We start from the raw sequence: 17,168 nt of genomic DNA on the forward strand, positions 1-17,168 counted from the left end.
GAATTTTACCCAATAGCAGTAGCAGTAGCAGTATTCATGGGAGCATAAGATGAGTGATGATGTAGCGTTGCCGCTGGAATTTACCGAAGCAGCAGCCAACAAAGTGAAAACCCTGATTGCCGACGAAGACAATCCGGATCTGAAACTGCGCGTCTATATTACCGGTGGCGGCTGCAGCGGCTTCCAGTATGGTTTTACCTTTGACGATCAGGTTAACGATGGCGATATGACTATCGAGAAACAGGGCGTCGCGCTGGTGGTTGACCCGATGAGCCTGCAATATCTGGTGGGCGGTTCGGTAGATTACACCGAAGGTCTGGAAGGATCGCGCTTTGTGGTGACAAACCCGAACGCAACAAGCACCTGCGGGTGTGGTTCTTCGTTCAGCATCTGATGTTTCGGGCGGTGTGGTCTGATGCCCTCACCCCGTCTCTCTCCCACGGGAGAGGGCGAAAACGCTAAAAACGGTAACCTCCAGGTTACCGTTTTGCTTTTTACCTTCCGTTATCATCCAGCGCAAACGTCGGCAGCTTCAGGTGCCAGCGTATCGCGGCTAAACGTATCACCAGCGTCACGACCATCCCCAGCATCGCTGCATTTTCCAGTGGGAGCGCAAAGGTGTAGTACGCGGTTGCGTGAACAATCCCGCCAACAATACAGGCCGTTGCGTAAATTTCAGTACGCAGGATCATCGGCACTTCACGTGCCAGAATGTCGCGAATGATCCCACCGCCCACGCCGGTTAATACGCCCATGCAGATCGCCACCATCGGACCGGTACCTGCATTAAACGCCTTGTTTACGCCAATACCGACAAACACGGCCAGACCCACAGCATCCAGCACCGGCAATATCCATTTTGGTAATCTGCGCGGCTGGCGAACCAGCACAATGGTTAACAGACAGGTGACCATCGCGACCACCAGATCGGTCGGATCTTTCACCCAAAACACCGGGCCATTCGCCAGCGCCATGTCGCGGATAGTCCCGCCGCCAACAGCGGTCACCACGCCAAGCACCAGCACGCCAAACGGATCCATGCGTAGTTTTCCGGCGAGCAGGACGCCGGAGATAGCAAAAACGGCTGTGCCAAGAATATCCAGCCAATAAACGAGCATCGTTAAATCCTCGAACCAATGTTAGTGACTCTCTGCCAGTGCGGCACAGAGCTGTTTTGCGGCGAGGATAATACGCGGGCTGGCGCGTTCAAACCAGTCGCTGTTGAGCGGGATCACCGGTATTTTTAGCTGTCTTTGCCAGAATTGTTCAATTTTAGGAATCTCGCTCGCATTTCCGACCACGACGATAGCCTGTGGCTGGCGCGCCAGGACCTGTTCACGGCTAACCTGAGGCCATGGTACCCGGCTGGCAGCGAAAATATTTTCACCACCACAGACTTCCAGCACCTGGTTCTGAATTGACCCTTTTCCGGTGGTAAACAGCGGCTGGCTGCCAAACTGCAGGAAAATGCGCTTTTTAACGGGCGTATCGTATCGGGATTTCAGCGCGGCATAGTCGCTGAGCATCTGTTTTGCCGCGGCTTCGGCTTTTTTGGGGGTAGGGCTATAGGGTGCCAGGGCGCGTAGCGCCTGAGCGACTTGTTCAATGCTCACGGCATCAATCCACATGACCTTGATGCCAAGCGAGGTCAGCTGGTTGACCTGCCGCTCAGCGTTGCCGCCACGCCAGGCCAGCACGAGATCCGGTTTAAGCGCCACAATGCGCTCAAGGTTCATCCCTTGCCAGGTTGCTACCTGTTCAATGTCCGCGGCCTGCGGTGGGTAATCGGAAAAGCTACTCACGCCAACGGGTGTGATCCCTGCGGCAAATGCCAGTTCCGTGTTAGCGGGGGAGAGTGTAATCACACGCGGGACAGCATAGAGCCACAGCGGTGCGAACAGAAGCAGGGCGGCCAGCGCCCTGACGCTATGTTTAGCCACGTGCCAGATTCTGCACCAGGCGTTCCACCATCACGGTGGACTGTTTTGCCGCAACGGTCAGGAACTCGTCGAAGCTGATGTGAGACTGCTGGTCTGCCACGTCAGAGATGGCGCGAACCACCACGAACGGTACGTTGAAGTTATGGCAAACGTGAGCGATCGCGGTCGCTTCCATCTCAACGGCTACCGCCTGAGGGAAGTTATGACGGATTTTCGCCAGGCCAACGGAGCCATTGATAAAGGCATCACCGCTGACAATCAGACCACGCACCGCGTTGAGATTGAGTTCAGCAATGCAGGTTTCTGCTGCTGCAATCAGTTTGTCGTCAGCCTTAAACCCAGCCGGACAACCCGGGAGTTGACCGTACTCGTAACCGAACGCGGTCACGTCAGCATCGTGGTAACGCGCTTCGTCGGAGACAACGATATCACCCACTTTCAGCGTCGGCGCCAGGCCGCCCGCAGAGCCGGTATTAACGATCACGTCCGGCTTGCAGCGCTCAAGCAACAGGGTTGCACCCAGTGCAGCAGCCACTTTACCGATGCCTGATTTCAGCAGAGCCACGTCAACACCGTTCAGCTGACCGGTGTAGATCTCACAGCCTCCCAGAGAGAGCGTCTGACGGTTCTCAATTTCGTCACGCAGCAGCGTAACTTCTTCTTCCATTGCACCAATAATGCCGATTTTCATAGATTTACTCGCGATGTGCCTTGTTAAGATGCATAGTCTATCATGCGGTTAAGGGGAAACGCATTCTCAGGCGGGGGAGCACATGTCACCAATCGATTTTCGCACCAAAATTAACTGGCACCGGCGTTTCCGTTCGCCGCAGGGCGACAAGAGCGAACATGAGATCCTGCGTATCTTCGAAAGCGATCGCGGGAGGATCATTAACTCGCCAGCTATCCGTCGTTTGCAGCAAAAGACGCAGGTGTTTCCGCTCGAGCGCAATGCTGCGGTGCGCACGCGCTTAACCCACTCCATGGAAGTGCAGCAGGTCGGGCGCTATATTGCCAAAGAGATTTTGAGCCGTCTCAAAGAACAACGTTTACTGGAAACCTATGGCCTGGACGAACTGACCGGGCCCTTCGAGAGCATCGTTGAAATGGCCTGCCTGATGCATGACATCGGCAACCCGCCTTTTGGTCACTTTGGTGAGGCGGCAATTAACGACTGGTTTAAACAACGGCTTTACCCTTCGGATGCTGTCAGCCAGCCTCTCAGCGATGACCGCTGTATCGTACGCGATTTGCGCCTGCGTGAAGGTGAAGAGGGGCTGAACGATCTGCGTCGTAAAGTGCGCCAGGATTTGTGTCACTTCGAGGGTAACGCGCAGGGGATCCGGCTGGTCCATTCTCTGATGCGCATGAACCTGACTTGGGCGCAGGTCGGCTGCATACTGAAATATACCCGCCCCGCGTGGTGGATGGGGGATACACCCGCGTCCCACAGTTATCTCATGAAAAAACCGGGCTATTACCTTTCTGAAGAGGCCTATATTGAACGGCTGCGTAAAGAACTTTCACTGACGCCAAACGGCCGCTTTCCATTAACCTGGATTATGGAAGCCGCCGATGATATTTCCTATTGCGTGGCCGATCTGGAAGACGCCGTTGAGAAAAGAATCTTCAGCGTCGAGGAGCTTTATCAGCATCTTTATGCGGCGTGGGGCAGCCATGAAAAAGGTTCACTGTTTGCTCAGGTTGTCGAAAATGCCTGGGAAAAATCGCGCTCAAATACATTAAGCCGCAGTACGGAAGACCAGTTCTTTATGTATTTACGGGTCAATACATTAAATAAACTGGTGCCGTATGCGGCATCGCGCTTTATTGATAATTTACCGCTGATTTTCAGCGGGGAATTCAATCATGCGCTGCTGGAAGATGACAGCAGTTTCAGCCAGCTCCTTGAGCTTTATAAACATGTGGCGATGCGGCATGTATTCAGCCATCCGGATGTCGAACAGTTAGAGCTGCAGGGCTATCGGGTAATCAGTGGGTTACTTGAAATTTATTCCCCATTGCTTCAGCTGTCGGTCAACGATTTCAGTGAGCTGGTGGAACACGAGCGCGTGCGCCGAATTCCTATCGAATCCCGGCTTTATCAGAAACTTTCTACCCGTCATCGTCTGGCGTATGTCGAAGCGGTTGGCAAGCTGGATCGCCATTCTCCCCAGTGGCCAGTGCTGGAATATTATTATCGCTGCCGTCTTATCCAGGACTATATCAGCGGCATGACAGATTTGTACGCCTGGGATGAATACCGCAAGCTTATGGCGGTGGAATAATTCCTGAGTTTTGTAAAGACGGCCAATAAATTTTTACCTTTTCCATAAACTTATCGCCGGAACTAAGCGGTATAAAATGAATCTGAGTTACACAGCAATTTTGCGTTATCTGTAAATCGAGATTGAGAAACATGAAAAAAACCACATTAGCAATGAGTGCACTGGCTCTGAGTTTAGGTTTAGCGCTGTCTCCTCTGACTGCTACTGCAGCCGAGACCGCGTCATCGGCAGCAACCGCGCAGCAGATGCCAAGCCTGGCACCGATGCTCGAAAAGGTGATGCCATCGGTGGTGAGTATTAACGTTGAGGGCAGCACGACCGTCAATACGCCGCGCATGCCGCGTAACTTCCAGCAGTTCTTTGGTGACAACTCGCCGTTCTGCCAGGACGGTTCGCCATTCCAGAGCTCTCCGTTCTGCCAGGGCGGTGGCGCAGGGGATGACAGCCAGGGCGGCGCCCAGCAGCAGAAATTCATGGCGCTTGGCTCGGGGGTGATTATTGATGCAGCGAAAGGCTACGTCGTCACCAACAACCACGTTGTTGATAACGCTAACAGCATTAAGGTGCAGCTGAGTGATGGCCGTAAGTTCGACGCCAAAGTGGTGGGTAAAGACCCGCGCTCCGACATCGCGCTTATCCAGATTCAGGATCCGAAAAACCTGACGGCGATTAAAATTGCCGACTCCGACGCGCTGCGCGTGGGTGACTATACCGTGGCAATCGGTAACCCGTTCGGTCTGGGTGAAACCGTGACTTCCGGTATCGTCTCTGCGCTGGGTCGCAGCGGCCTCAATGCCGAAAACTATGAAAACTTCATCCAGACGGATGCGGCGATTAACCGCGGTAACTCCGGCGGTGCGCTGGTGAACCTGAACGGTGAGCTGATCGGTATCAACACCGCTATCCTGGCACCGGACGGCGGCAACATCGGTATCGGCTTTGCTATCCCAAGTAACATGGTGAAAAACCTGACCGCGCAGATGGTGCAGTACGGCCAGGTGAAACGCGGTGAGCTGGGCATCCTGGGTACGGAACTGAACTCCGAACTGGCTAAGGCAATGAAAGTCGACGCTCAGCGCGGGGCATTCGTCAGCCAGGTGATGCCGAACTCCTCTGCAGCAAAAGCGGGTATTAAAGCGGGTGATGTGATCACCTCCCTGAACGGTAAACCGATCAGCAGCTTTGCCGCCCTGCGTGCCGAAGTGGGGTCCATGCCGATTGGCAGTAAAGTCACCCTCGGCCTGCTGCGCGACGGTAAGCCGGTTAACGTGAGCCTGGAGCTGCAGCAGAGCAGCCAGAATCAGGTTGATTCCAGCACCATCTTCAGCGGTATTGAAGGCGCAGAGATGAGCAACAAAGGGGCAGATAAAGGCGTGGTGGTGAACAACGTGAAAGCGAATTCACCGGCAGCCCGTATTGGCCTGAAAAAAGGGGATGTGATCATGGGTGCTAACCAGCAGCCGGTGAAAAACATCGCTGAACTGCGCAAAATTCTCGACAGCAAGCCTTCCGTGCTGGCGCTGAATATCCAGCGTGGTGACTCCTCTATCTACCTGCTGATGCAGTAATTTCTGTAAGCCCCTGCTTGTAACTGGCAGGGGCTTTTCTCGTTTCTGTGACCCTTTCCACAAGTCCATACTTCTCCCTCTCTCTTTGTGCATTTGCACAATGCAGCCGTAGCTGAACTTCCCTATGCTTGAGCTCTGCTCACAGGAGGGTTGCATGGCTGGCTGGCATCTTGATACCAAAATGGCGCAGGATATCGTGGCGCGCACCATGCGCATCATTGATACCAATATCAACGTAATGGATGCCCGCGGGCGCATTATTGGCAGCGGCGATCGCGAGCGTATTGGTGAATTGCACGAAGGTGCGCTGCTGGTGCTTTCCCAGGGGCGGGTCGTGGATATCGACGACGCGGTAGCGAAACATCTTCACGGTGTGCGGCAGGGGATTAATTTACCGCTGCGTCTTGAAGGGGAAATTGTTGGCGTCATTGGCCTGACCGGCGAACCGGAGTCCCTGCGAAAATACGGCGAGCTGGTCTGTATGACGGCGGAAATGATGCTGGAGCAGTCGCGCCTGATGCACCTGCTCGCCCAGGACAGCCGCTTGCGGGAAGAGCTGGTGATGAATCTTATTCAGGCGGAAGAGCATACCCCTGCACTCAGCGAATGGGCGCAGCGTCTGGGGATCGATCTAAACCAGCCGCGCGTCGTGGCGGTGATTGAGGTCGATAGCGGCCAGCTTGGGGTCGACAGTGCGATGGCCGAGCTGCAGCAGCTACAAAATGCGCTGGCGACGCCGGAGCGCGACAATCTGGTGGCGATAGTCTCTCTGACGGAAATGGTGGTGCTCAAACCGGCGCTCAATCAGTTTGGTCGCTGGGATGCAGAAGATCACCGTCGTCGCGTGGAGCTGCTGATCGCGCGAATGAAGGAGAATGGTCAGCTGCGTTTTCGCGTAGCGCTGGGCAACTACTTTACCGGGCCGGGCAGTATCGCCCGCTCCTGGCGTACCGCGCGTACCACCATGATGGTGGGCAAGCAGCGCATGCCGGAGAGCCGAAGTTATTTCTATCAGGATCTGATGCTGCCGGTGCTGCTCGACAGCCTGCGCGGCGGCTGGCAGGCCAATGAGCTGGCACGGCCATTAGCGCGTCTGAAAGCCATGGACAACAACGGCCTGTTGCGCCGGACGCTACAGGCGTGGTTCCGTCATAACGTGCAGCCGCTGGCGACGTCGAAAGCGCTGTTTATTCATCGCAATACCCTGGAGTATCGGTTAAATCGGATTTCGGAGCTGACGGGGCTGGATCTGGGGAATTTTGACGACAGGCTGCTGCTGTACGTGGCGCTGCAGCTGGATGAGCAGAGATGATGCTGTTTGCCGGGTGGCGGCTTCGCCTTACCCGGCCTACATGATGGTTTTCTCCCTCTCCGTGTGGGAGAGGGCATCAGGCCGTACTCAACTTATTTGTTGCGGGTTAATTTCTCAAGATCCGCTTCAATCTCGCTGATCTTGTTGGTCACAACGCTTTCAAGGTGACGCAGATCGTCAAGGATCTTACGCTTGAGATCGACTTCGGTGCGGTCGCGCTGGCAGATCTGATCGAGTTCATCGATCACATAGCGCAGGTTAGGGCTGATTTCCTGTACTTCTTTGTATCCCTGTCCTACACCGTCAGCAACAACGGTCTTACGCTGGCGTGGATATTTAAACTTCACGCTTTTGGCGAAAAACTCTCCTTTGTCCTTGTGAAAATAGATTTTCAGAATATCGTTATTGGCTTCCTGACGGAGGCTGTAACGATCAATTTCATCAGGATTGGTAATGCCCAGACTTTTCAGATTATCGTACATAGCGGTACCCTTGATCTCAACATAACCTTTGAATAATTAACGAAAAAATCTATTTTCGCCACCCTCAGATATAAAAAAAGCGGGGTTGCCCCCGCTTTTTGTTATACCCGATTAATCGATGGTGCGCAGCAATTCGTTGATGCCAACTTTACCGCGCGTTTTCGCATCCACTTTCTTCACGATAACCGCACAGTACAGGCTGTATTTGCCATCTTTTGACGGCAGGTTGCCGGAAACCACCACGGAGCCCGCCGGCACGCGACCGTAATGTACTTCACCGGTTTCGCGATCGTAAATACGGGTGCTCTGACCGATGTAAACGCCCATGGAGATCACGGAGCCTTCTTCAACGATCACGCCTTCTACCACTTCAGAACGTGCGCCGATGAAGCAGTTGTCTTCGATGATGGTCGGGTTAGCCTGCAGTGGTTCCAGAACACCACCGATGCCGACGCCGCCTGAGAGGTGAACGTTTTTACCGATCTGCGCGCAAGAACCGACGGTTGCCCAGGTATCCACCATGGTGCCTTCGTCAACATAAGCACCGATGTTCACGTAGGAAGGCATCAGAACGGTATTGCGCGCGATAAAGGCGCCCTGACGCACTGCCGCAGGTGGTACCACGCGGAAGCCTTCTTTCTGGAAACGCGCTTCGTCGTAGTCAGCGAATTTCATAGGTACTTTATCGAAGTAGCGGCTTTCTGCTCCGTCGATAACCTGGTTATCATTAATGCGGAAAGAGAGCAGCACCGCTTTCTTCAGCCATTGATGAGTGACCCACTGACCGTCGATTTTTTCTGCCACGCGCAATGCGCCGGAATCCAGCAGGGAAATCACCTGGTTTACCGCTTCACGGGTCACGGTATCCACATTTGCCGGGGTAATCTCGGCGCGACGCTCAAAGGCGGACTCAATAACGTTCTGTAACTGCTGCATGGTTTACTCTTTCCATTTCACTAAAAAACACGTCACCCTTTATCGTTTGGATTGAGGGCTGCTGTCAACCGTTGTTGTACTTCAAGTTGCAGGTCATTATTAAGGGCACGCCGGTCCGCTGTTGCGATTATAAATAAATCTTCTACTCGCTCGCCAATGGTTGTAATTCTTGCCCCATGAAGCGAAATTCCCAGATCGGCAAACACCTGGCCGACGCGGGCGAGTAGCCCTGGCTGGTCCAGTGCGATCAGCTCCAGGAACGATTTCCTGTCGGTGTGGGTCGGCAGGAAATTGACCTCGGTGTCGACGGTAAAGTGGCGCAGTTTCGCCGGCTGGCGACGCGGCTGCGGCGGCTGCCAGCTGCGCTGGGTGATCGCCTGTTCGAGTCCGAAGCGTATTCCCTCATGTCTGTCCGACGACAGCGGGCTGCCGTCCGGCTCAAGCACAATAAAGGTATCCATCGCCATGCCGTCGCGGGTGGTGAAAATTTGCGCGTCGTGAACGCTCAGATTACGCCTGTCCAGCTCGGCACAGACCGCAGCAAACAGATAAGGCCGGTCCGGGCTCCAGATAAAGATCTCCGTACCGCCGCGCGTGGCCTGTGGACTCAGCAGGATCATCGGCTGCGTCAGATCGTGCTTCAGCAGGTGCCGCGCGTGCCAGGCCAGCTGGTTTGGGCTGTGGCGGACAAAATAGTTGGCACGGCAGCGGGCCCAAATCTGATGCAATGCTTCTTCGTCAATGTTATCCATTCGCAGCAGCGCCAGCGCCTGCAGCTGGTGATGGCGCACGCGTTCGCGCATGTCCGGCGTGTTTTGCATGCCCCGGCGCAGCTGTTTTTCGGTGGCAAAGTACAGCTCGCGCAACAGGCTTTGTTTCCAACTGTTCCACAGCGTTTCGTTGGTGGCGCAGATATCGGCCACCGTCAGGCAGACCAGATAGCGCAGACGGTTTTCCGTCTGAACCTCTTCCGCAAACTGCTTGATCACTTCAGGATCCTGAATATCACGACGCTGTGCGGTGACCGACATCAGCAGGTGATGGCGTACCAGCCAGGCCACAAGCTGCGTTTCACGTGAGTTCAGGCCGTGCAGTTCGGCAAATTTAAGCACGTCCTGCGCGCCCAGCACCGAATGGTCACCGCCGCGACCTTTCGCAATATCGTGGAACAGGGCGGCAATCAGGATCAATTCCGGATGGCTAAGGCGCGGCCATAACTCCACGCACAGCGGGTGGCGGGATCGCGTCTCTTCTCTGGCAAAACTTTCCAGCTTGAGCATCACGCGGATGGTGTGTTCATCCACCGTGTAGGCGTGGAACAGATCAAACTGCATTTGCCCGACAATGTGCGACCACTGCGGCATATAGGCCCACAGCACGCTGTGGCGGTGCATCGGCAGCAGCCCGCGGCTGACGGCGCCCGGGTGGCGGAGCATGCTCAGGAACAGCGATCGCGCTTCCGGTATGTAGCACAGAGGCTGCGTTAAATGGCGACGAGCGTGGCGGAGATGTCGCAGGGTGGTGGAGTAGATCCCGGTGATGGTGCTGTTACGCACCATGGTATAGAACATCCGCAGAATCGCTTCCGGCTCGCGGATAAACAGCGTTTCGTCGCGCAGATCGATAAGCGTGCCGCGTAGCTGGAATTCGTCATCAATCGGACGCGGCTTTTCGTCCGCCGTCAGTGCCAGGATGGCCTCGTCGAACAGCTGCAACAGCATCTGGTTCAGCTCCGTGACCCGGCGGGTGACGCGGAAGAAATCCTTCATCATATGCTCAACCGGTTCGTTCCCCTCGCCGCTGTAGTTGAGGCGCTGGGCAACGCTGAGCTGACGGTCAAACAGCAGACGGTTATCGTAGCGCGTCACTTCCAGATGCAGGGCAAAGCGAATGCGCCAGAGCAGGTGCAGACACTCGTTGAGCTCGTTACGCTCGGCCTCGGTCAAGAAGCCAAAGCCGACCATCTCGTCCATGGAGGTGGCACCAAAATGGCGACGGGCGACCCACTGTAACGTGTGGATGTCGCGCAGGCCGCCGGGGCTGCTTTTAATATCGGGTTCAAGATTATAGCTGGTGCCGTGGTAGCGCTGGTGGCGCTGATTTTGCTCTTCGACCTTCGCGGCGAAGAACTTTTCTGACGGCCAGAAGCCGTCGCTGAAGATATGTTTTTGCAGTTCCAGGAACAGCGCGACATCACCAATCAGCAGGCGGGTTTCGATCAGGTTGGTGGCGACGGTCAGGTCGGATAACCCTTCCAGCAGACACTCTTCCAGGGTGCGCACGCTATGACCCACTTCCAGCTTCACATCCCAGAGCAGGGTCAGCAGTTCGCCAATTTTTTGTGCCTGTTCGTCCGGCAGCTTTTTGCGGCTTAAGATGAGGAGATCTATATCGGAAAGCGGATGCAGCTCTCCACGGCCATAGCCCCCAACGGCAACCAGCGCGACATCACCGATCTGCCCGAACCCGTAATCGATCCATAGACGCTGCAGGAGCTGGTCGATAAATTCGGTACGCGCTTCAATCAGCTGCTCTGCGGAAATTCCGGCATCAAATGCGCTTCCAAGCCAACGGTGAAAGACGTCCATGTGCGCCTTGATGCCGGCACAGGTCAGCTCGTGTTGCGGCCAGACGCCCGGGTTATCGGGCTGGTCGGGGAGGGTGGGAAGTGCTGTGTTAGCATACTGTTCGGGTAAAAGATTACTCATCGTGCGCCACCCATAAGAAAAAACTATAGCCATTAAAAAAGCCGGCATTTGCCGGCTTTTTTATCATTCATCGTGCGTCAGTATCGCCGGGATGGTGTCATCCTTGCGCAACGTCATAATTTCGCAGCCGTTGTCTGTTACCACAATAGTATGCTCGTACTGCGCAGACAAGCTTCTGTCTTTGGTTTTGACCGTCCAGCCATCTTTCATGGTACGGATGCGGTAGTCACCCGCGTTAACCATCGGTTCGATGGTAAAGGTCATGCCTTTTTGCAGCACCACGCCGCCGTCATCTGCATCATAGTGCAGGACCTGCGGTTCTTCGTGGAAGACGCGGCCAATACCGTGACCGCAGTATTCGCGTACCACGGAGAAACCTTCCGCTTCGACGAACTTTTGAATGGCGGCACCAATAGTACGCAGGCGAATACCCGGTTTAACCATTTTCAGGGCCAGGTAGAGGCTCTCTTGCGTCACTTTGCACAGACGCTCGCCCAGGATGGTTGGCTTGCCAACGATGAACATTTTTGAGGTGTCACCGTGGTACTCGTCTTTAATGACTGTGACGTCGATGTTGACGATGTCACCATCTTTCAGCAGTTTTTCGTTGTCCGGGATACCGTGGCACACCACTTCATTAATAGAAATGCAGACGGATTTCGGGAAACCGTGGTAGCCGAGGCAGGCGGAAACCGCGTGCTGCTCATTAACGATATAGTCATTACAGATGCGGTCCAGCTCACCGGTGCTGACGCCCGGCTTCACGAACGGCTCGATCATTTCCAGCACTTCCGCGGCCAGACGACCGGCGACGCGCATCTTTTCAATTTCTTCAGGTGTCTTAATAGAGATAGCCATGTAATCTGTCCATCGGTGTCGATTTTTTCGACAATACTAGTCTAAGTGTTGTCAATGGTATCAGTCAGGCACACCCCGTGCCAAATTGAGAATCATTAACAGCACTCTACGCCAACAACAGTTGGTTTATGGTGGCGTTTTGTGGTATAAAGCGCGCCGGACTTCCGATCCATTTCAGATACACAGGCTGGACGGAAGCGACAAATCTCACTTTGTGTAACAACACACACGTATCGGCACATATTCCGGGGTGCCCTTTGGGGTCGGTAATATGGGATACGTGGAGGCATAACCCCAACTTTTAATATAGAGGTTTTAAACATGGCAACTGTTTCCATGCGCGACATGCTCAAGGCTGGTGTTCACTTTGGTCACCAGACCCGTTACTGGAACCCGAAAATGAAGCCTTTCATCTTCGGCGCACGTAACAAAGTTCACATCATCAACCTTGAGAAAACTGTACCAATGTTCAACGAAGCCCTGGCTGAGCTGAACAAGATCTCTTCCCGTAAAGGTAAGATTCTGATGGTTGGTACTAAACGCGCTGCAAGCGAAGCTGTGAAAGAAGCTGCTAACAGCTGCGACCAGTTCTTCGTGAACCATCGCTGGTTGGGCGGCATGCTGACCAACTGGAAAACCGTTCGTCAGTCAATCAAACGCCTGAAAGATCTGGAAACCCAGTCTCAGGACGGTACTTTCGACAAGCTGACTAAGAAAGAAGCGCTGATGCGTACTCGTGAACTGGACAAGCTGGAAAACAGCCTGGGCGGTATCAAAGATATGGGCGGCCTGCCAGACGCGCTGTTCGTAATCGATGCAGACCACGAGCACATCGCAATCAAAGAAGCTAACAACCTGGGTATCCCGGTATTTGCTATCGTTGATACCAACTCCGATCCGGACGGTGTTGACTTCGTTATCCCGGGTAACGACGATGCAATCCGTGCTATCAGCCTGTACCTGGGCGCTGTAGCTGCTACCGTTCGTGAAGGCCGTTCCCAGGATCTGGCTTCTCAGGCGGAAGAAAGCTTCGTAGAAGCTGAATAATAAGGTTTTACCCCTTATTAGTACCGTGTATGAATAGGGGCCCATTACCGGCCCCTTTTTTCAATTTACACTGTTTGGCCTCTGGCCGGGCAGTTCACATCTCCCGAGGATTTAAGAATGGCTGAAATTACCGCATCCCTGGTAAAAGAGCTGCGCGAGCGTACTGGCGCAGGCATGATGGATTGCAAAAAAGCGCTGACTGAAGCGAACGGCGACATCGAGCTGGCAATCGAAAACATGCGTAAATCCGGTGCGATCAAAGCAGCTAAAAAAGCAGGCAACGTTGCTGCTGACGGCGTGATCATCACTAAGATCGACGGCAACTACGGCATCATTCTGGAAGTTAACTGCCAGACTGACTTCGTTGCTAAAGATGGTGGTTTCCAGGCATTTGCTAACAAAGTTCTGGACGCAGCTGTTGCTGGCAAAATCACTGACGTTGAAGTTCTGAAAGCACAGTTCGAAGAAGAACGTGTTGCGCTGGTTGCTAAAATCGGTGAGAACATCAACATCCGTCGCGTTTCTTCTCTGGAAGGCGACGTTCTGGGCTCTTACCAGCACGGTGCACGTATCGGTGTTCTGGTTGCGGCTAAAGGCGCTGACGAAGAGCTGGTTAAACAGCTGGCGATGCACATCGCTGCAAGCAAACCAGAATTCGTTAAGCCAGAAGACGTGTCTGCTGAAGTGGTAGAGAAAGAGTACCAGGTTCAGCTGGACATCGCGATGCAGTCTGGTAAGCCAAAAGAAATCGCAGAGAAAATGGTTGAAGGCCGCATGAAGAAATTCACCGGCGAAGTTTCTCTGACTGGCCAGCCATTCGTTATGGATCCAAGCAAGTCTGTTGCTCAGCTGCTGAAAGAGCACAACGCTGACGTAACTGGCTTCATCCGCTTCGAAGTGGGCGAAGGCATCGAGAAAGTTGAGACTGACTTCGCAGCAGAAGTTGCTGCAATGTCCAAGCAGTCTTAATGATTGAAAAGGAGCCGCCTGAGGGCGGCTTCTTTTTGTCACCCGTCATATGAAATCAGACAGGCTCCAGTATCGCTGTGCTGATTTGCGGCATATCATGTCGCCAGAATTAACCCCCATCTTAATCGTTGACAGTCTCAGGAAAGAAACATGGCTACCAATGCAAAACCCGTGTACAAACGCATTCTGCTTAAGCTGAGTGGCGAAGCGCTGCAGGGATCGGAAGGCTTCGGTATTGACGCAAGCATCCTTGATCGCATGGCACAGGAAATCAAAGAACTGGTCGAACTGGGTATCCAGGTTGGCGTGGTCATTGGCGGTGGCAACCTTTTCCGTGGTGCTGGTCTGGCGAAAGCGGGGATGAACCGCGTTGTAGGCGACCACATGGGTATGCTGGCAACAGTTATGAATGGTCTGGCAATGCGTGATGCACTGCATCGTGCCTATGTGAATGCCCGCCTGATGTCCGCGATTCCACTGAATGGCGTATGCGATAATTACAGCTGGGCAGAAGCCATCAGCCTGCTGCGCAACAACCGCGTGGTGATCCTCTCCGCCGGTACGGGTAACCCGTTCTTTACTACCGATTCCGCTGCCTGCCTGCGCGGTATCGAGATTGAAGCCGATGTGGTACTGAAAGCGACCAAAGTCGATGGCGTGTTTACTGCCGATCCGGCAAAAGATCCTTCTGCGACCATGTACGATCAGCTGTCCTATAATGAAGTACTGGATAAAGAGCTGAAAGTGATGGATCTTGCCGCCTTCACGCTGGCTCGCGACCACAAACTGCCGATCCGCGTCTTCAACATGAACAAACCTGGCGCATTGCGTCGCGTGGTCATGGGCGAAAAAGAAGGCACTTTGATCACGGAATAATTTCCGTTGACGATAAATACAGGTAAGATTCCGCTTTATTTTGTAGTGGTATCTTACCCGGGCGCGCCTTTGGCGTTGTCATGAATTAAACGCGACTATACTTAGCACACCTCTAGCGCTGTGTTGGCGGATAGTCTGCCTGAGACAAGTTTTCAAGGATTCGTAACGTGATTAACGACATCAGAAAAGATGCTGAAGTACGCATGGAAAAATGCGTAGAAGCGTTCAAAACCCAAATCAGCAAAATCCGTACTGGCCGTGCTTCTCCAAGCCTGCTGGATGGCATTATCGTAGAATACTACGGTACGCCAACTCCTCTGCGCCAGCTGGCGAGCGTAACGGTAGAAGATACCCGTACGCTGAAAATCAACGTGTTCGATCGCTCAATGAGCCCGGCCGTTGAGAAAGCGATCATGGCCTCTGACCTCGGCCTGAACCCAAGCTCTGCGGGTGCTGATATCCGCGTTCCACTGCCTCCGCTGACCGAAGAACGTCGTAAAGATCTGATCAAAGTGGTTCGTGGTGAAGCTGAGCAGGGTCGTGTTTCCGTGCGTAACGTCCGTCGCGACGCGAACGACAAAGTAAAAGCGCTGCTGAAAGAAAAAGAGATCAGTGAAGATGACGATCGTCGTTCTCAGGACGACATTCAGAAAATGACCGACGCTGCCATCAAGAAAATTGATGCGGCGCTGGCAGATAAAGAAGCAGAACTGATGCAGTTCTGATTTCTGTCGTACACTGATAAACGCCGTTCAGAGGGACTTCGGGTCTTGCTGGCGGCGTTTTGCTTTTATCTGGTCTAACTTTTTTCGGGCATCCCATGAAGCATTTAACTCTCCTTGGCTCAACCGGCTCTATCGGTTGCAGCACTCTCGATGTTGTTCGCCATAATCCTGAACTTTACACCGTGACAGCGCTGGTGGCCGGTAAGAATGTGCAGCGAATGGTCGAGCAGTGCCTGGAGTTTGCGCCCCGCTATGCGGTGATGGATGACGAAGAGAGCGCGCGTCTGCTGAAAGTGCAACTGCTTGAAAAGGGCTGTCGAACTGAAGTTCTGAGTGGCCAACAGGCGGCCTGCGAGATGGCGGCGCTGGATGAGGTCGATCAGGTTATGGCAGCCATCGTCGGGGCGGCAGGATTATTACCGACGCTTGCCGCGATTGATGCCGGTAAGGATGTTCTGCTGGCCAATAAAGAGTCACTAGTCACCTGTGGACGCCTGTTTATGGATGCGGTGAAGCAGCGCGGCACGCGTCTTTTACCGGTCGACAGCGAACACAACGCGATTTTTCAGAGTTTACCGCAACCTTTTCAACAGAACCTGGGGTACGCTGACCTGGAGCAGAATGGCGTGGTATCTATTCTGCTTACCGGGTCTGGTGGCCCGTTCCGTGAAACGCCACTGTCTGAACTGAGCGCTATGACGCCGGACCAGGCGTGCCGTCATCCGAACTGGTCGATGGGGCGTAAAATCTCCGTTGACTCTGCCACCATGATGAACAAAGGTCTGGAATACATTGAAGCGCGCTGGCTGTTTAATGCGTCAGCGAAACAGATGGAAGTACTGATTCACCCGCAATCGGTGATTCACTCGATGGTGCGTTATCAGGATGGCAGCGTGCTGGCGCAGCTGGGCGAGCCAGATATGCGTACGCCTATTGCCCATTCAATGGCGTGGCCGAATCGAGTGAAATCCGGCGTGAAGCCGCTTGATTTCTGCAAGTTAAGTTCCCTGACGTTCAGCGAACCAGACTATGACCGCTATCCTTGTCTGAAGCTTGCGATGAATGCCTTTGACCAGGGGCAAGCGGCGACGACGGCACTCAATGCAGCTAATGAAATTACCGTTGAAGCATTTCTGAATCAGCAGATTCGTTTTACCGATATCGCGTCGTTAAATTTATCGGTACTGGAAATGATGGATTTGCGCGAACCACAGAGCGTGGAAGAGGTGCTGGCGGTGGATGCGGCTGCGCGTGATATTGCGCGCCAACAGGTGACACGTCTCGCAAGCTGGTGATAAAGCAAGCACTAGTCGTCGTGCTATTTGTTAGCGTTGGGCTTCAGTGATATAGTCTGCGCCACCTGATCGCAGGAATTTGACTTTATGTGGTCAGGTAAGCCGTGGTTTGACACGGCTTTTTTATGTATAGGCTTCAGTATTCCTGAGTACCGTTAAATCCT

At 53.8% G+C, this 17,168-nt stretch carries 16 protein-coding genes; 9 read left to right on the forward strand and 7 right to left on the reverse strand.

Annotated elements, in window-relative coordinates:
* Positions 1–49 precede the first annotated feature (49 nt).
* Positions 50–394 (forward strand): iron-sulfur cluster insertion protein ErpA, encoded by a 345-nt coding sequence (erpA, locus tag E3U32_RS16960; RefSeq protein WP_013095643.1) that lies wholly within the window; start codon positions 50–52, stop codon positions 392–394.
* A 100-nt stretch (positions 395–494) separates the two neighbouring features.
* On the opposite strand, the gene E3U32_RS16965 is transcribed toward erpA, so the two are convergent.
* From E3U32_RS16965 to mtnN, 3 genes are read right to left on the reverse strand one after another with little or no spacing between them, the layout of a single operon-like run.
* Positions 495–1,118 (reverse strand): TRIC cation channel family protein, encoded by a 624-nt coding sequence (locus E3U32_RS16965; protein ID WP_023310447.1) that lies wholly within the window; start codon positions 1,116–1,118, stop codon positions 495–497.
* A gap of 21 nt (positions 1,119–1,139) precedes the next feature.
* Positions 1,140–1,940: a vitamin B12 ABC transporter substrate-binding protein BtuF gene (gene btuF, locus E3U32_RS16970; RefSeq protein ID WP_134349701.1), complete on the reverse strand. Its 801-nt coding sequence runs from the start codon at positions 1,938–1,940 to the stop codon at positions 1,140–1,142.
* Positions 1,933–2,631 (reverse strand): 5'-methylthioadenosine/S-adenosylhomocysteine nucleosidase, encoded by a 699-nt coding sequence (gene mtnN / locus E3U32_RS16975; RefSeq protein WP_134349702.1) that lies wholly within the window; start codon positions 2,629–2,631, stop codon positions 1,933–1,935. The genes btuF and mtnN overlap by 8 nt, the downstream gene beginning before the upstream one ends.
* A gap of 82 nt (positions 2,632–2,713) precedes the next feature.
* Between mtnN and dgt the strand changes: the two genes are divergently transcribed.
* The 3 genes from dgt to cdaR all read left to right on the forward strand — a co-directional run bounded on the left by dgt (position 2,714) and on the right by cdaR (position 7,108).
* The gene (dgt, locus tag E3U32_RS16980; protein ID WP_134349703.1) at positions 2,714–4,228 is read left to right on the forward strand and encodes a dGTPase; all 1,515 of its coding nucleotides are present in this window, start codon (positions 2,714–2,716) and stop codon (positions 4,226–4,228) included.
* 131 nt (positions 4,229–4,359) lie between these two features.
* Positions 4,360–5,796, forward strand: coding sequence for a serine endoprotease DegP (gene degP / locus E3U32_RS16985; RefSeq protein WP_134349704.1), 1,437 nt, complete (start codon positions 4,360–4,362; stop codon positions 5,794–5,796).
* Between the two features lie 154 nt (positions 5,797–5,950).
* A complete protein-coding gene (gene cdaR, locus E3U32_RS16990) occupies positions 5,951–7,108 on the forward strand; it encodes a DNA-binding transcriptional regulator CdaR (protein ID WP_134349705.1) in 1,158 nt (385 codons plus the stop codon).
* Between the two features lie 92 nt (positions 7,109–7,200).
* On the opposite strand, the gene E3U32_RS16995 is transcribed toward cdaR, so the two are convergent.
* The 4 genes from E3U32_RS16995 to map form a co-directional block, all read right to left on the reverse strand.
* A complete protein-coding gene (locus E3U32_RS16995) occupies positions 7,201–7,590 on the reverse strand; it encodes a DUF3461 family protein (RefSeq protein ID WP_008501916.1) in 390 nt (129 codons plus the stop codon).
* Between the two features lie 111 nt (positions 7,591–7,701).
* A complete protein-coding gene (dapD, locus tag E3U32_RS17000) occupies positions 7,702–8,526 on the reverse strand; it encodes a 2,3,4,5-tetrahydropyridine-2,6-dicarboxylate N-succinyltransferase (protein WP_008501915.1) in 825 nt (274 codons plus the stop codon).
* Positions 8,527–8,558: 32 nt separating this feature from the next.
* Positions 8,559–11,234, reverse strand: a complete 2,676-nt coding sequence (gene glnD, locus E3U32_RS17005) for a bifunctional uridylyltransferase/uridylyl-removing protein GlnD (protein ID WP_134349706.1) — start codon at positions 11,232–11,234, stop codon at positions 8,559–8,561.
* A 63-nt stretch (positions 11,235–11,297) separates the two neighbouring features.
* Entirely contained in the window at positions 11,298–12,092 is a 795-nt protein-coding gene (map, locus tag E3U32_RS17010) for a type I methionyl aminopeptidase (RefSeq protein WP_047346408.1), read from the reverse strand.
* 321 nt (positions 12,093–12,413) lie between these two features.
* Between map and rpsB the strand changes: the two genes are divergently transcribed.
* From rpsB to ispC, 5 genes are all read left to right on the forward strand, one after another.
* The gene (rpsB, locus tag E3U32_RS17015; RefSeq protein ID WP_134349707.1) at positions 12,414–13,139 is read left to right on the forward strand and encodes a 30S ribosomal protein S2; all 726 of its coding nucleotides are present in this window, start codon (positions 12,414–12,416) and stop codon (positions 13,137–13,139) included.
* A 117-nt stretch (positions 13,140–13,256) separates the two neighbouring features.
* Entirely contained in the window at positions 13,257–14,108 is an 852-nt protein-coding gene (gene tsf / locus E3U32_RS17020) for a translation elongation factor Ts (protein ID WP_014882627.1), read from the forward strand.
* A gap of 150 nt (positions 14,109–14,258) precedes the next feature.
* Positions 14,259–14,984: a UMP kinase gene (gene pyrH, locus E3U32_RS17025; RefSeq protein ID WP_047346409.1), complete on the forward strand. Its 726-nt coding sequence runs from the start codon at positions 14,259–14,261 to the stop codon at positions 14,982–14,984.
* 167 nt (positions 14,985–15,151) lie between these two features.
* Positions 15,152–15,709: a ribosome recycling factor gene (gene frr, locus E3U32_RS17030; protein WP_023334573.1), complete on the forward strand. Its 558-nt coding sequence runs from the start codon at positions 15,152–15,154 to the stop codon at positions 15,707–15,709.
* Positions 15,710–15,804: 95 nt separating this feature from the next.
* Positions 15,805–17,004 carry a 1-deoxy-D-xylulose-5-phosphate reductoisomerase gene (gene ispC / locus E3U32_RS17035; RefSeq protein WP_134349708.1) on the forward strand — a complete coding sequence of 400 codons (1,200 nt, stop codon included), beginning with the start codon at positions 15,805–15,807 and terminating at the stop codon, positions 17,002–17,004.
* Positions 17,005–17,168 lie beyond the last annotated feature (164 nt).

This window comes from Lelliottia nimipressuralis, assembly GCF_004402045.1.
GTDB lineage: Bacteria > Pseudomonadota > Gammaproteobacteria > Enterobacterales > Enterobacteriaceae > Enterobacter > Enterobacter chinensis.

Coding starts and splice junctions, on each gene's coding strand:
- erpA (WP_013095643.1), top strand. CDS start 50: ATGAGTGATGATGTAGCGTTGCCGCTGGAATTTACCGAAGCAGCAGCC.
- E3U32_RS16965 (WP_023310447.1), bottom strand. CDS start 1,118: ATGCTCGTTTATTGGCTGGATATTCTTGGCACAGCCGTTTTTGCTATC.
- mtnN (WP_134349702.1), bottom strand. CDS start 2,631: ATGAAAATCGGCATTATTGGTGCAATGGAAGAAGAAGTTACGCTGCTG.
- dgt (WP_134349703.1), top strand. CDS start 2,714: ATGTCACCAATCGATTTTCGCACCAAAATTAACTGGCACCGGCGTTTC.
- degP (WP_134349704.1), top strand. CDS start 4,360: ATGAAAAAAACCACATTAGCAATGAGTGCACTGGCTCTGAGTTTAGGT.
- cdaR (WP_134349705.1), top strand. CDS start 5,951: ATGGCTGGCTGGCATCTTGATACCAAAATGGCGCAGGATATCGTGGCG.
- E3U32_RS16995 (WP_008501916.1), bottom strand. CDS start 7,590: ATGTACGATAATCTGAAAAGTCTGGGCATTACCAATCCTGATGAAATT.
- dapD (WP_008501915.1), bottom strand. CDS start 8,526: ATGCAGCAGTTACAGAACGTTATTGAGTCCGCCTTTGAGCGTCGCGCC.
- glnD (WP_134349706.1), bottom strand. CDS start 11,234: ATGAGTAATCTTTTACCCGAACAGTATGCTAACACAGCACTTCCCACC.
- map (WP_047346408.1), bottom strand. CDS start 12,092: ATGGCTATCTCTATTAAGACACCTGAAGAAATTGAAAAGATGCGCGTC.
- rpsB (WP_134349707.1), top strand. CDS start 12,414: ATGGCAACTGTTTCCATGCGCGACATGCTCAAGGCTGGTGTTCACTTT.
- tsf (WP_014882627.1), top strand. CDS start 13,257: ATGGCTGAAATTACCGCATCCCTGGTAAAAGAGCTGCGCGAGCGTACT.
- pyrH (WP_047346409.1), top strand. CDS start 14,259: ATGGCTACCAATGCAAAACCCGTGTACAAACGCATTCTGCTTAAGCTG.
- ispC (WP_134349708.1), top strand. CDS start 15,805: ATGAAGCATTTAACTCTCCTTGGCTCAACCGGCTCTATCGGTTGCAGC.